14 protein-coding genes are annotated in these 13,604 nt (G+C 52.9%); 7 read left to right on the top strand and 7 right to left on the bottom strand.

The genetic code is table 11. The features are described 5' to 3' along the window. Positions 1 to 35: 35 nt before the first annotated feature. The 5 genes from MW898_RS01040 to MW898_RS01020 all read right to left on the bottom strand — a co-directional run bounded on the left by MW898_RS01040 (position 36) and on the right by MW898_RS01020 (position 4,879). A complete protein-coding gene (locus tag MW898_RS01040) occupies positions 36 to 1,352 on the bottom strand; it encodes an adenylosuccinate synthase (protein ID WP_248903771.1) in 1,317 nt (438 codons plus the stop codon). A gap of 156 nt (positions 1,353 to 1,508) precedes the next feature. Further along, positions 1,509 to 2,294, bottom strand: a complete 786-nt coding sequence (locus MW898_RS01035) for a mechanosensitive ion channel domain-containing protein (RefSeq protein WP_248903769.1) — start codon at positions 2,292 to 2,294, stop codon at positions 1,509 to 1,511. A gap of 1 nt (position 2,295) precedes the next feature. Then, positions 2,296 to 3,108 (bottom strand): diadenylate cyclase DacZ, encoded by an 813-nt coding sequence (dacZ, locus tag MW898_RS01030; protein WP_248903767.1) that lies wholly within the window; start codon positions 3,106 to 3,108, stop codon positions 2,296 to 2,298. A 164-nt stretch (positions 3,109 to 3,272) separates the two neighbouring features. Further along, the gene (locus tag MW898_RS01025; RefSeq protein WP_248903765.1) at positions 3,273 to 4,679 is read right to left on the bottom strand and encodes a dihydrolipoyl dehydrogenase family protein; all 1,407 of its coding nucleotides are present in this window, start codon (positions 4,677 to 4,679) and stop codon (positions 3,273 to 3,275) included. 41 nt (positions 4,680 to 4,720) lie between these two features. Beyond that, positions 4,721 to 4,879 (bottom strand): DUF7331 family protein, encoded by a 159-nt coding sequence (locus MW898_RS01020; protein WP_248903763.1) that lies wholly within the window; start codon positions 4,877 to 4,879, stop codon positions 4,721 to 4,723. Between the two features lie 386 nt (positions 4,880 to 5,265). On the opposite strand from MW898_RS01020, the gene trkA reads away from it, so the two are divergent. Both trkA and MW898_RS01010 read left to right on the top strand, forming a co-directional pair. Further along, positions 5,266 to 6,600 (top strand): Trk system potassium transporter TrkA, encoded by a 1,335-nt coding sequence (trkA, locus tag MW898_RS01015; RefSeq protein WP_248903761.1) that lies wholly within the window; start codon positions 5,266 to 5,268, stop codon positions 6,598 to 6,600. Beyond that, positions 6,597 to 8,147, top strand: coding sequence for a TrkH family potassium uptake protein (locus MW898_RS01010; protein WP_248903759.1), 1,551 nt, complete (start codon positions 6,597 to 6,599; stop codon positions 8,145 to 8,147). Before trkA ends, MW898_RS01010 begins: the two co-directional genes overlap by 4 nt. A gap of 104 nt (positions 8,148 to 8,251) precedes the next feature. Here the strand turns inward: MW898_RS01010 and MW898_RS01005 are convergent, their stop codons facing one another. Beyond that, on the bottom strand, positions 8,252 to 8,425 hold the full coding sequence (locus MW898_RS01005; protein WP_248903757.1) for a DUF7838 family putative zinc beta-ribbon protein: 174 nt from the start codon (positions 8,423 to 8,425) through the stop codon (positions 8,252 to 8,254). Between the two features lie 110 nt (positions 8,426 to 8,535). Between MW898_RS01005 and MW898_RS01000 the strand changes: the two genes are divergently transcribed. Together MW898_RS01000 and MW898_RS00995 are read left to right on the top strand one after the other, a co-directional pair. Next, a complete protein-coding gene (locus MW898_RS01000) occupies positions 8,536 to 9,786 on the top strand; it encodes a tRNA (N(6)-L-threonylcarbamoyladenosine(37)-C(2))-methylthiotransferase (RefSeq protein WP_248903755.1) in 1,251 nt (416 codons plus the stop codon). Positions 9,787 to 9,911: 125 nt separating this feature from the next. Continuing rightward, positions 9,912 to 10,610, top strand: coding sequence for a B3/B4 domain-containing protein (locus MW898_RS00995; RefSeq protein WP_248903754.1), 699 nt, complete (start codon positions 9,912 to 9,914; stop codon positions 10,608 to 10,610). On the opposite strand, the gene MW898_RS00990 is transcribed toward MW898_RS00995, so the two are convergent. After that, positions 10,607 to 11,530, bottom strand: coding sequence for a helix-turn-helix domain-containing protein (locus MW898_RS00990; RefSeq protein ID WP_248903753.1), 924 nt, complete (start codon positions 11,528 to 11,530; stop codon positions 10,607 to 10,609). The genes MW898_RS00995 and MW898_RS00990 overlap by 4 nt on opposite strands. Positions 11,531 to 12,064: 534 nt before the next feature. Between MW898_RS00990 and MW898_RS00985 the strand changes: the two genes are divergently transcribed. The 3 genes from MW898_RS00985 to MW898_RS00975 are packed head-to-tail and all read left to right on the top strand — an operon-like array spanning position 12,065 to position 13,507. Continuing rightward, positions 12,065 to 12,388 (top strand): hypothetical protein, encoded by a 324-nt coding sequence (locus tag MW898_RS00985; protein WP_248903752.1) that lies wholly within the window; start codon positions 12,065 to 12,067, stop codon positions 12,386 to 12,388. Between the two features lie 35 nt (positions 12,389 to 12,423). Then, positions 12,424 to 13,344, top strand: a complete 921-nt coding sequence (locus tag MW898_RS00980; RefSeq protein ID WP_248903751.1) for a transcription initiation factor IIB — start codon at positions 12,424 to 12,426, stop codon at positions 13,342 to 13,344. Next, entirely contained in the window at positions 13,331 to 13,507 is a 177-nt protein-coding gene (locus tag MW898_RS00975) for a hypothetical protein (RefSeq protein ID WP_248903750.1), read from the top strand. The genes MW898_RS00980 and MW898_RS00975 overlap by 14 nt, the downstream gene beginning before the upstream one ends. Positions 13,508 to 13,604 lie beyond the last annotated feature (97 nt).

Raw genomic sequence — 13,604 nt, 5'->3', positions numbered from 1 at the left:
GGTTCAATTACTATTGCATACCGGATTTCGATCTCCTATGAGTCAAGCGGGTGTTGCAAGACGATCGTTTCGGTTCGAGCTGGTCCAATTCCGACAGCATACACGGGAAGACCGAGTTCTGCGCTCACGTATTCGATATACGTCCGCGCAGATTCGGGGAGCGAGTCGTAGCCTTCATTTTGCAGCTTGCTCCAGTCCTGGTCCGGCCAGCTATCGAAGGTTCTGTACTCAGGGGTACATCTCGCCCATGCGTCCGTCGTCGACGGGAGGCCGGTCACCGTCTCACCATCGAGTTTGTAGGTTTCACACACGCGCAGCTCGTTCAACCCCCCGAGTGCATCGACGTGATTGAGGACGATTCCAGTAAATCCGTTCACGCGAGCTGCGTGCCGGAGCATCGGCAAGTCCAGCCAACCGATTCGTCGAGGGCGCCCAGTTACTGTACCGAACCCTCCGACTTTTTCCCGAACCTCCGATGCAGATTCATCGTCCAGTTCGGTCGGGAGGGGTCCTTTGCCGACTCGTGAGAGATAGGCCTTCACCACCCCAATGATTCGACCATCTGTGACAAGCGTTGGGCTGACTCCCGTCCCGGTTATGGCACCCCCAACGGTCGGATTCGACGACGTAACGAATGGATAGTTCCCGTGCTCAACGTCGATATGCGTCCCTTGGGCGCTCTCAAACAGAATGGTCGCTCCATCGCGGTCTTTCTCAGTGAGATACGTCCCCGTATCGACGACCATCTCCTCGCGTTCGAGTCGCTCGCCAAAGTCTCGGAGTGTATCGATGAGGTGCTCTGTGTCGAATTCGGCTCCTGTATCGATGCCGAACACCGCTTGGGCGAGTCGTCGCTTTTTCCGAACGGTGTATTGGAGGCGACGACGAAGCGCCGACTCGTTCAGCACGTCCCCGATGCGAATTCCGCGGCGACCAGCTTTGTCTTCGTAAGCGGGTCCGATTCCGTTGCCAGTTGTTCCAACCGCCAGACTGTCGTCGTTTTTCGCGGCTTCCTCAGCCCGGTCTAGCACTCGATGATACGGGAGAACAACGTGAGCGCGATCGGAAACACGCACATCAGGATCCAGTCCTCGTCTGCGAAGCTCCGAAATCTCGTCAAACAGTATTTCTAAGTCGACCACACAGCCATTTCCAAGCACACCGGTCTTTCCTCGAATGACTCCACTGGGGATGAGTCTGAGTTTGTACTCTTCACCGTGGTGGACAACCGTATGGCCGGCATTGGTGCCGCCCTGATACCGAACGACCACGTCCACAGTTTCACCGAACAGATCGACAACGCTGCCTTTCCCTTCGTCGCCCAGTTGCGCTCCGATGACAGTTGCGTTCACGAATCAGACCACTCCGGTGTCCACAATAGTCATTCTGTGAATCACGCTTCACAAGATATCGAGTTGTCGCGCTGTCACGGTACTGATGTACGCCAACAAAACGCAATCGAGAACTGGGATCTCGGGCGTGTCACGCCCGCCAGTTTCGGTGCATTCTCACGATCTAATACGGATGACGCCCGAACGGAGCACGAGATGATTGGGGAGGATGAACTCCTCATCATCGTTTTCGATGTGAGTGACGAACACACCAACTTCCTGAACGATACCCCGATTGCCGTCGACATCGATGGTATCTCCGATCGAGTAGGGCTGTGAGAGGATGAGATACAGTCCCGCAGCACCCGCAGCGAGGAGATCCTTGAACGCAAGACCCGAGAAAACGACGACAGCGAAGACGTATCCACCGAAGAGAACGAGGAGCGGCCCGGTTTCCACTTTGAGCTGTGCGAGTGCGATGAGTGAAGCAACAAAGATAATGCTGTGCTTGGCCAGACGAGGAAGCAGACTCATCTCGGATAGCTTGACATCTTGGAACCGTTCACGGATCTCGACCTCAGCTTTGTCACCAATGATCAGTCCGATGATGAGCACCAGCGCAGCGACAAACACCCGTAACAGGTATGTCGGAAGCTGTTGGAGGTAGAATCTCGTGTCGAGGACACCCTCGATGCTCAACGCCAGTCCAACCGTGAGTGCGATGACGAAGAGAGTGATGAATCCCGAGAGGAGACCGGCCGTCGATGTGCCAAGACGATTGACCGTCCGCTCGAACGTCGTTCCTTCGACCGCTCCGGGAATCCCGGCCGCTGTGAGAAGGCGGCGGCTCAACCGACCGGCGATGATACCGACCAGCAGGCCGGTAATAAGCACTACAACCGGAATGACCGAAGTCGATAGTTCGTTCAGTACGTTGCCGACAAATGGACCTGACTGTGCCATCTCAGTATGCCTCCGGGTCGAGTTCAAAGATTAACTCTCCACCGGAGAACGCTCGCACTAGTCCGTCACTCTCGGATAAGACGATGGCGATGGCGTTCGTATCGCGCGTGATCGCCCCTGCAGCCATATGGCGCGTCCCGAGACCTTTCGGGATGTCAACGCCCTCTGCCGACGGTTCGAGATAGCGGTACGCAGAGACAATTTTACCCGCATCAGAAATGACGAATGCACCGTCGAGCCGAGAGAACTCTTTTAACATCACATCAACAATTGGATCCCCAACATGAACGTGTGATTTCTCGAATGGGTTATACGACAGCGATCGGGATTTGTTCATCACTTTCCCCGCATCACCGACAACAAACAATGCTCCAACTGGTTTGCCTTTTTGTCCCTTCTTTCCAAGCCCAATCACGACTTCGAGTACGTTACGGATGACTGATGATTCAGCGCGGGAATTAACGAAGAGATCATAAATTCCAGTATGCGTAAATTCACCAGCACGAACACGCACTAACGAATCCACACTATCATCGAAGAGGTTCATCGCACAAAGGACAATGGTGCCGCTGTCAATGTGGCCGTGATCGACACCACCTTCTAAACCGAACCGGATACGCTCTGTGATGTTAGTGAACTCGATTGGTAACTCAACGAACGCTTCCGCATCGACGTTATTTTCTTCTGCAACGACGACAATAGGAACATCCGTTCCATGAACAAACGTTTCATGATTAGCAGCACTCGGCGAGAACAAAAAGACAGCATCTGCGTCCCCAATTATATTCGACACTAAATCCCCCAACCCTGACATAATTGTGTCTCTATAGTCGATGGAGTGGCGATACGGGAAAACCTTTCCGGCCGTCAGATCCTAACGATGGTTAATCCATATAGACCAAAGTCCACAATTAATCCTTCGGATTATGTCGAATTCATGTTATAACAGGAGACAAGGTCCAACGTTCACACCGGGAACTACAGTTTTTGCTTCGCTGCTCGGAGGAGTCCGTCGATGATTTCGGGAGTTGTCGGGTGATACGCTCGGTCGGGGATCTCGTGGACATCCATACCGCGTTCGACGACGATCTGCATTGTCTTTGCCATCACATCCGCGTGGAGATGCATTCCTTGATATCCGATCACAGTCCCATCGGCACTGACGATAAGCCGCGCGAGACCTGAGGCTGCATCTTTTGTGAGGAAGACGCCATCGTCGCTTGCCTGCCGATCGATAACAGTGTGGTCGATGCCCGCTGTGCGGGCAGAAGTAGCCGTGTGGCCAATACGAGCGATAGGATAGACACCGAGTCCGGCGAAAATCACGCGGTGTGTGACGTTCTCGTATGGACGAAGACTGCGACCATCTCGGTGGCGGAGAATGTTCTCAGCGGCTCGATATCCCTGTTCTTTTGCGACGTGGAGAATGGGTTCCTTACCGTTTACATCACCGACAACGAACGTTCGCTCATCGTCACGAGCCTGCATTGTGTCAGTTACCCAATCATCATCTGGTTCGAGCGCAGTGTGTTCGAGACCGAGCCCGGCGAGTTCAGGTTGGCGACCGGTGAATACGAACAGCTTCTCTGCCTCAATCGTTCGTTCCGAACCGTCTTGATCGACGAGCATTCGAATACCGTCGTTCGTCGACTCGATAGCACGTTCGTGCGTGTTCGTGAGAATCTCAATGTCGAACTCTTCGCGGTAGATGGACATGAGTTCGTCACCGAATGGAGGATCAGCCTCGTCGAGTGGACGATCGTCGTGCTCAACGACAGTAAGATCCATCCCGCCTGCCTCGACAAGGTATGGAACGAGCTCGATACCAACGTAGCCAAATCCCATGACGATACCCGAGTCAGGAAGAGTAGTAGCATCGAGCACATCAGCGCTGGTCATGAATTCAACCGCGTCGATCCCATCGAGTTCGGGAATCTTCGGCGTCGAGCCAGTTGCAATGACGACGTAATCGGCTTCTATCTCCCGTTCACCGACGCGTATCGTGTGGTCGTCGACGAACTGTGCAGTATCGTGAATGAATTCGACATTGTCGCGCTCAGAGAGCTCCTGAACGGTCGAACGACGATGAGCCGCGAAGTTTGAGATATGCTCGTTTTTCGTTGCAACGGTATGTTCGAGGTCAACATCGGGACGCGACCCGACGAGGCGATCGTCGTGTCGGGCTTGATATCGATGCGCACCTGCCGAAAGCACCTCTTTCGACGGCATACATCCTCGGAGGATACAGAGACCACCACCAGGATCGCCGTCATCCACCAGTGTGAGTTTCACCTCCTCATCTACAACCTCGCCCTTGTCTGCGAGTTCTGTGGCGACGGCGACGCCAGCGCTGCCGTATGCGCCGATGACGACAATCTGCATCATAGTAAAACAGCGACCAGCCAACCGCTTAGATGTTTGGTAGCCTACACCTGCGAACTGATGTCCATCGATGCGTCGGACTGTACCCACGCGCAATGATTGCTTGGATCGTACATCACTACGTCACCGTCTTCGAGCTCAAGGACGATGCATTCCCATTCGGTATCCTCACCGTCCGTGCTGTCGTATGTTCGTGTACTCATTATCTTTTCTGCCGGGCCTGTTGATTCCATGCGTTACTATAGCACAAGATAATATAAGCTTTCAGTAACCGGAAGATTAATGGGGGTATCGTGCTGATTGGTAACATTCTACAAAGAATACGTGCGTCAGGCGGTTTTACCAGTTGCCTCAATCAAGAGAGATTACCATAAATTAGAAAGTCCCAAAGTAACGTGTTATACGCCCTTCCATTCGTTCAGCGCGAAAAATGGCAGATGTGTGATACCGTGTTTCGAACAGTCCTGCTCATCAGAACTCACGCATTGATGCCACGAATTCGAGCGTACTCGTGCAAATTGCTGCTTTCAGAATAGTAATCCACTTACCCAGGCACGCTCACTCCACGATATGGTCCGAGGGCAGTAACATGCGCGTGGTCATCATTGGGGCAGGTCAAGTTGGATCCTCAATCGCTGCAAACCTCGACGAAGATCACGAGGTCATCGTCATCGATAAAGACACGGCGCGAGTCGATGCGCTCACCTATTCGCTCGATGTACTCGCCATTGAAGGCGACGGCGTGTCGCTCTCAACGCTCCAAGAGGCCGAGGTCGAAGATGCAGACTTGTTTATTTCTAGTACTGATGACGACGAGACCAACATCGTGGCCTGCGCGACAGCAAGGACAGTGAGTGATGCATTCACGATTGCCCGAGTGAAGCGAACGCACTACCTCGATACGTGGAAGCGCTCTGGTGGCGCGTTTGGCGTCGACTTTATGGTTTGTACCAATCTTCTGGCCGCCGAGACAATCGTTCGAATTATCGGACTGCCAGCATCTCAGGACGTCGATGTCTTCGCCGGAGGGAAAGTTCTCATGGCAGAGTTCCGAGTCCCCAAAGGCAGTCCAGTGGCTGGACAAACCGTCGCCGAGGTCGATTGTTTCGTAGAGTTGACGTTCGCAGCCATATTCCGTGATGGAGATGTCATCATTCCCGAAGGGGAGACGGTCATCGAAGCCGACGACGACCTGATCGTGATCGGGAGTCCCGAGAGCACGCATGCTTTCGCTGGTGATCTCGCGCGCGACAACGACAGCGCGAATCGGGACGTTGTCATCGTTGGCGGAAGTGAGGCAGCAGTCCAGATCGCACAGTTACTCGAAGATCGCGGTCTCCGTCCACGATTGATCGAGCACGACCCCGACCGCGCCCGTGAACTCGCCGAGATGCTCGCCGGAACGACCGTGATGAAAAGCGATGCTACGGATCGAGAGTTTCTCAACCGCGAACACGTCGGCGACGCAGACGTAGCGATTGCCGCGCTCGAATCGGATGAGAAGAACTTGTTCTCCTCGTTACTCGCATCCCGAATCGGCGTCGATCGAACGATTTCGCTCGTCGAAACCGCTGCGTACACTGACCTCTTCGAGGCGGTGGGAGTTGGTGCAGCGGTGAATCCACGCGATGCAACAGCTGAAGAGATCATTCGATTTACGCGTGACAGCGACACAGAAAACGTCGCACTCATCGAACACGACCGAGCAGAGGTGCTCGAAATCGAAGTCGATGCCGACAGTGTTCTCACAGGGCAGCCGATCCGAGAATCCGCAGCCGACCTGCCAGCACGTGTGACCGTTGGGGCTATTACCCGTGACGGTACGCTCATCACACCGCGTGGTGACACCGTCATCGAAGTCGGAGACCACGTTGTACTGTTCGCCGAGACAGCGGTCGTTGATGCGGTGGCAAAAGCTGTATGAGTTGGCGGTTGCGCGTTGATTGGCGGGCGAGCGTCGGTCTCGTCGGAACTGTCATCAAATACCTCTCCGGAACGTTTCTCATTCCGCTCGCAGTTGGATTCTACTACGGTGAGGATGTACCGACATTTGCGGTGTCCTTTCTGTTCACCATCGTGGTAGGGGTGGCTCTCGAGCGAATTGATCCCGACCCCGACTTAGGCGCGCGTGAAGGGTTCCTGATGGTTGGGCTGACATGGTTAGTCGTTGCCCTCGTCGGAATGGTTCCGTATCTGATTGCGGGAGTCGTCGGCACCGAGTCGACACTCGCACAGCCCGAAAATGCGCTGTTCGAGTCGATGAGTGGCTTCACTACCACGGGTGCAACAGTGATGGGCAGTATCTCGCTCGCGGACCATTCGCACGCCATCATGCTCTGGCGTCAGCTCACCCAATGGCTCGGAGGAATGGGAATCATCGTTCTTGCGGTCGCCATTCTTCCGGAGCTTTCAGTTGGAGGGGCACAGCTGATGGACGCCGAAGCTCCGGGACCTGGCATTCAGAAGCTTACCCCCCGTATCGCCGAGACTGCGCGCGTACTCTGGCTGGCGTATCTCGGATTCACCGTCGCCGAAATGGCGCTTCTGTACGGACTCCACCTCGCTGGGTTGGCTCCGAACATGGGCCTGTACAATGCTGTTGCTCATCCACTTACGACGATGCCGACGGGTGGATTTTCACCCGAGGCTCGCTCTATCGAGGCGTTCTCAGCTGCGGTTCAGTGGGCAATCATTCCCTTCATGGTCGCTGCAGGGACGAACTTCGCACTGTTCTGGCACGTTTTCAACGGCGAGCCAGAGCGGCTAACCCGTGATACTGAATTCCGGGCGTACGTCGGCGTTCTTGCCGCTCTCACTGCTGTTGTTACTGGACTCCTCTTCGTTGGCACAGGTATTGAAACAACCACGACGAACGTTCCGCCGATCGTCGGTGAAATCGAAGATTCAGCACGCCATGCGACATTTCAGATCGTTTCTATCGTCACGACAACGGGCTATGCTAACATGGATTTCAACACCTGGAGTGACCCCGCCAAGTACATACTGTTGTTTGCGATGTTCATCGGCGGATCTGCAGGTTCAACCGGTGGCGCGGTCAAAATTGTCCGTTGGGTAGTGATCATCAAATCCATCCGGCGAGAGCTGTTCACTACTGTACACCCAGAGGCGGTCTCACCGGTCCGACTAGGTGGACGAGCGCTCGATGAACGGGCCATTCGAGGAATCTATGGATTTACCCTGCTGTATCTCGTATTCTTCTTTGTTGCTATCATTTTCGTGATTGCGGACGCGTGGCGGGTCGGCCATCAAGTGACCGCATTCGAAGCGATGAGTGCCGTCGCTGCTACGCTTGGTAACGTCGGGCCAGGCTTTGGCGAAGTCGGTCCGATGAATAGTTACCTCCCATTTCCGGCAACCTCGAAGCTGTTTATGGTGTTTCTGATGTGGGTCGGACGACTCGAAATCCTGCCGGTGCTCGTGCTCCTTACACCAGCCTATTGGCGCACCTAAGTCGTGAGTAGTTCTCGCTCGTAGGTGAAATCGAGTATAACGGAGAACAGAGCTATTCGAGAATCGAAGCAGCGTCGAAATCAACAACAGATACGATGTTCTAGTTAGGCTGTGATATCTGCGTCCGATTCGATGCTGTCGATTTTGACGAAGCCGTACTCACACTCGGTACAGCTCCATTTCGTTTTCTCACCGAGATGGACAAGCGTACTCGCCGTGCGATAGAACGTGTGTTCCTCATCACAGGACGGGCAATAGTGAGTGATTTCGAGGCTCATATCGCATCATGGATGGCCACGTCACTTCATGCTTTCTAAGTGTTCATCCCGCTCAGTGAAGGTCGAAGCGTCGTGTTTTTCCCTCCACAGGCCGGATTGGCGGACAAGCGATGGCCCGCTATCACATCGAGACGTACGGTTGCACTGCCAACCGTGGCGAGAGCCGTCAGATAGAGCAACTGCTCCGCGATGGAGGCCATCACCGTGCGAACGGCCCCGAGGAAGCCGACGTGGCAATTCTCAACACCTGTACCGTCGTGGAGAAAACTGAGCGCAACATGCTCAAACGGGCCAAAGAGCTCGAAGAAGCGACAGCAGATCTCATTGTTACTGGCTGTATGGCGCTCGCACAGGGTGAAACATTTAATGAAGCTGGCGTCGATGCCGATATTCTCCACTGGGATGCTGTTCCGAACGCCGTTCTAAACGGCGAGTGTCCGACGACGACACCGGATACCGAGCCAGTTCTCGACGGTGTCATTGGTATCCTTCCGATTGCCCGGGGTTGCATGAGCGACTGTTCGTACTGCATCACAAAGCAAGCAACCGGGAAGATCGACAGCCCGTCCGTCGAAGAGAACGTCGAGAAGGCTCGCGCACTCGTCCACGCGGGTGCAAAGGAGATTCGCATCACGGGGCAAGACACTGGCGTTTACGGCTGGGACGGGGGCGAACGAAAACTACACACGCTCCTCGAACGCATCTGTGAGATTGACGGAACGTTCCGCATCCGCGTCGGTATGGCAAACCCGAAAGGATTACACGGTATCCGTGAGGAACTCGCACGAGTATTTGCCGAAAACGAGAAATTGTACAACTTCATTCATGCTCCTGTTCAGTCCGGGAGTAACACTGTTCTTGGTGAGATGCGCCGTCAACATCAGGTTCGGGAGTTCGTCGAGGTCGTTGAAACGTTTGATGCCGCACTCGATCACTGGACACTTTCGACGGATTTCATCGTCGGTTTCCCGACCGAAACGGACACTGATCACGAGCAGAGCCTCGCACTGATGCGAGAAGTCCGCCCTGAAAAGATCAATGTAACGCGGTTTTCAAAGCGACCGGATACTGATGCCGCTCAACTGAAAGGTCTCGGAGGAACACTCAAAAAAGAACGCTCGTCTGAGATGGTTGAGCTGAAAATGGAGATCGTGGGCGATGCGTATGGCGAGATGGTTGGTGAACGTCATGAGGTACTTGTCGTTCAGCCGGGAACTGGAGATTCAGTGCAGTGTTACGATGAAGCATACCGACAAGTTGTCATTACGAACGCTAGCGAACACGGTATCGAACCGGGGGACGTTCTCGACGTTGAAATCACGAGCGCGGAAAACGTCTATTGTTTTGGAAATCCGATATAAAATAATCGCTCACCGGTTAGAGGACTGAAAACACGGATATCGGTGCATGATTGTGATGTTCGGAAACTATCAAAAAGTATACTAAGGGAGAACTTAGAGATATAAATGAACGTAAAGGGGATACAATGAACCAAATAGTTGTCAAACAAGATGCCCATGACTTGGGTATCGTAAGTCCGGTTGGCTGCCGTATACGAGGGCTTGATGTCCAAATAGGGGCACCCGAATTAGACGGAGATATCAATAAAGTTGAAAAGATAGTAAACGACAACCTCGATGCAATACTTGATAAGCCAGAGGTGAAACAATTTCATGAGTTTTTCTCGAAGATCGGTTACCCCGATCAAACTCCCTCCGGAGAACAACTCGTGAAAATCGTCGAGAAGAAAGGACTCAAGAGGCGCAACAACGTCGTCGACGCATACAATATTGCGAGTGCTGAGTTTGGTGTAAGCCTTGGGATGCATGATGCTGCAACCCTGGGTGGAGATGTAATCATCCAGCGAGCGAGTGGTGGAGAGCGTTTCCTCCCAATTTTCCACGATGAGTACATTGTGGCCCAATCTGGCGATCTCGTATACGGCACCGACGATCATATGCTCGCGTTATTCGGTGAAGTAACGAGAGATGCCGAAAAGTTTAGAGTCACTGATTTGACGAATGAAGTATTGCTAGTGGCACGTGGCAATCGAAAAACTTCTGAAGATTATAATCGAGCAGCTTGTCGTCGAGCCTATGACTTGATCTCGAAAACTTGTCCAGATGCTGAGATGGAGTTCCTCGACGTTGTCGTTGAATCGAATAAGAAAGCGACTCTGGCTTAGACCGGTTCTGCTTCAGGCCAGAGAGATTCAAATATCCCGATTGCATTAGCAAGATGTTCTTTGTCCATAACTGGCTCTCCCCGTCCACCGAGCGATGGCGGGATCAAATAACCAAACCAACCATCATCATCCACGCAGTTATTTTCATGAACGTAATTATATAGTATCGGATCATCCTTTTCGAGCTTATCCTCTGATAGATGATACAGTGCATAGCCAGACAATAGAGGAGCAGTCGTTATTTTGAAACTACAATTGTTACGAACAGCGGTTTCGCTCTTGGTTTGTTCTATTAAGAGTGTCCTGAAATCATTGACAATGCTAGACCAGTCAGTGTTAGCATTTTGTGCAAGGAGATACTGGTATTTCCTTCCACGACTCAGATTGTTAGCGACAGTCGCGAAAAAGCTTCCTGGAATTTCTGTGGGAGACATATTATAGCTGAAATCTCGTAAGATTAACCTTGTCGTCTCACTATGCTTTTCTAATGATCCAGTTTCAGTATCTGTGATTATTCCTGCATACAGATGTCGTCCGGAATCTTCAGATAAGAATTTCTCAATCTCTTCATCCAACATCTGTGACAGCTGTCGCCCAACGTGAGCAACTAGTGCCGTCCGTTCAGCAGTTCGAATCTGCATTTCTTGGAGCGAATCATCCATTCGTTCTGCGATTGGACCAACACTAACTTCTTCTGCCTCTTCGCTCTCGCCGAGGACTAAATAATCGAGACTTACATCGAGTGCTCGTGCAAGAGCAACGAGCTTGTCCAAGCTGGGTTGTGTTTCACCTTTTCGGTACTGGCTAATCGAGGCGGGAGAAACCCCGATCTCACGGGCGACTTCAGCACCACTTGAGTCACTTTCCATCAATAGTTCTGAAAGTTTCTCTTGTAGCTTAATCTCTGGTTGATATTCCATAGTCACACTCAATTATCTCACCTACCAAAATATTTTGGATTAGATACCATGAGCAATACTAAATCGAATTAAGATGAAGTGAATTATCTCAAACATATAAGTATATGTGGCTTGTTTCTGGAGACCGTGCGAAGCTAACGAGCGTACAACTGGTTACCAAACGAAAAGTTCGTGATGTACACCAGTTGTCAGGAAACTGCCGAGACGATGTGTCCAGCATCGTCCGGCAAGCAAGAACACACGACCATGAGAGGACTACTGCACGACAGCTGTATGCGCCCTATTGTGACATTAAAGGAGGGCTATGTCGTGTTTGTTTCCAGTCGTGTGAACCAGATGCATCGTGTCGATTCGCTCTCCTCGCAATCGTCGACCGCCGGCGAAAGGGTGGAGCGATCAGCACTACATTAGCGGCCCACGACTAACTGAGTCGAAACGAGATAATACCGATGCGTTCACAAAAACGGACTACAGATACGAATAGTTTCTGCATTGAACAGCAGTGGCGGCTCACTGCTACTGAGGGAGAGACAGATGAATGATCACGCAAAGTCACAGAGTGGGGTGTTTGCGCTCCGAAAAGAAGCAGAGAGTGACAAGGATGTGATCCGACTGCTTCGTGAGGAGCGCGTGGTCGTATCCTTCGATGACCCCGAGTTCGACGCATACGTGAAAGCACCAGAAGGAGTCGTTCACGAGTTTACCGTGCTCTACAGCGACAGTCACGCCGACCGTCAAAATCCCGATCAGAGATGGAAGCGGACGAGTATTGATCCATTCACGCTCAAGCGCGAACTGCGGCGTCGTGAGTTCAGTATCGAGTCTGATGACTCACAAACGCCGTTTTCCGATCGATGATGGGTAAACGACCAACACGCTGTTCGTAATACATTATGGAACTATCACTACCAAGTCAACAAACGTGTCCACACTGTGACTCGAACGTTGAAGCGGATCCAAAGCGCGGAGAAACAGTCTGCACCGAATGCGGCACAATCGTCACTGAAGGAACCGTCGATCACGGTCCAGAATGGACCGCATACACTGCAAGCGAACGTGAGGACTGTTCTCGAGTCGGGCGGCCAACGACAGCGTCGCTTCACGACAGGGGGCTATCGACCGTTATCAGTCAAGAAGACCGAGATGCACACGGTCGACGACTCAGCTCGCGCAAGCGCCAACAGATGCGGCGTCTCCGGACATGGGACGAACGGTACCGCACTCGTGATTCGAAAGAGCGGAATCTCAGGCAAGCCTTCGGAGAGATTAATCGGATGTCGAGTGCGCTTGGATTGCCCAAACCCGTTCGTGAAACTGCGAGCGTTATCTATCGACGCGCGCTTGCCGAGAACCTCCTCATCGGGCGATCGATCGAAGGGATTGCCACGAGCGCGGTGTATGCGGCTGCCCGTCGGGAGGGTATTCCACGTACACTCGATGAAGTCACGACGGTCGCGCGCGTCGAACGACAGCGGATTGCACGAGCGTATCGTGTCATTTCCACCGAGCTTGGACTAGCGATTGAGCCATCCGATCCAACTGCCTACCTCCCTCGATTTGCATCCGAGCTCGATTGCTCCGAGGACGTTCACAGAGAAGCGCACGATATTCTCGAAACGGTGTCGGGAACAACCTACACGAGTGGCAAACACCCCGCAGGACTGGCCGCCGCTGCGCTGTACGCCAGCGCCTGTCTAACCGGCGAGCAACTCACGCAACACGAGATCAGCAATGTGGCAGATATTACCCGAATGACAATCAGGACACACTACCGGGAGTTGATTGACCAATACGGGACCGATGACAGAGGATGACATTGCAAGCACCGACGGCCCGGTTGTCGCCTACACGAACGTCCTGTGTCGGGACTGTAACATGATCATGACAAACGTCAATAGCGGAGTTCGGCGCTGTCCACAATGTGGGATTATGGCGGACATTCGGTGTGATGTTACGGTGATCGACGACAAGATGTGAGCTCAGTAAGAAAAGCTGAGTACGTGACAGTAGAGCAGTTGACCGTCAAGGTATAGTGACGGACGAAACGAGACGGTTTCTCACCAACGATAGACGT

Origin of the sequence: Halocatena marina, from assembly GCF_023276375.1 — an archaeon.
Classification (GTDB): Archaea; Halobacteriota; Halobacteria; order Halobacteriales; family Haloarculaceae; genus Halocatena; species Halocatena marina.
Note: the sequence above shows the minus strand (reverse complement) of the source record. Positions and strands in the feature narration are given on the sequence as shown.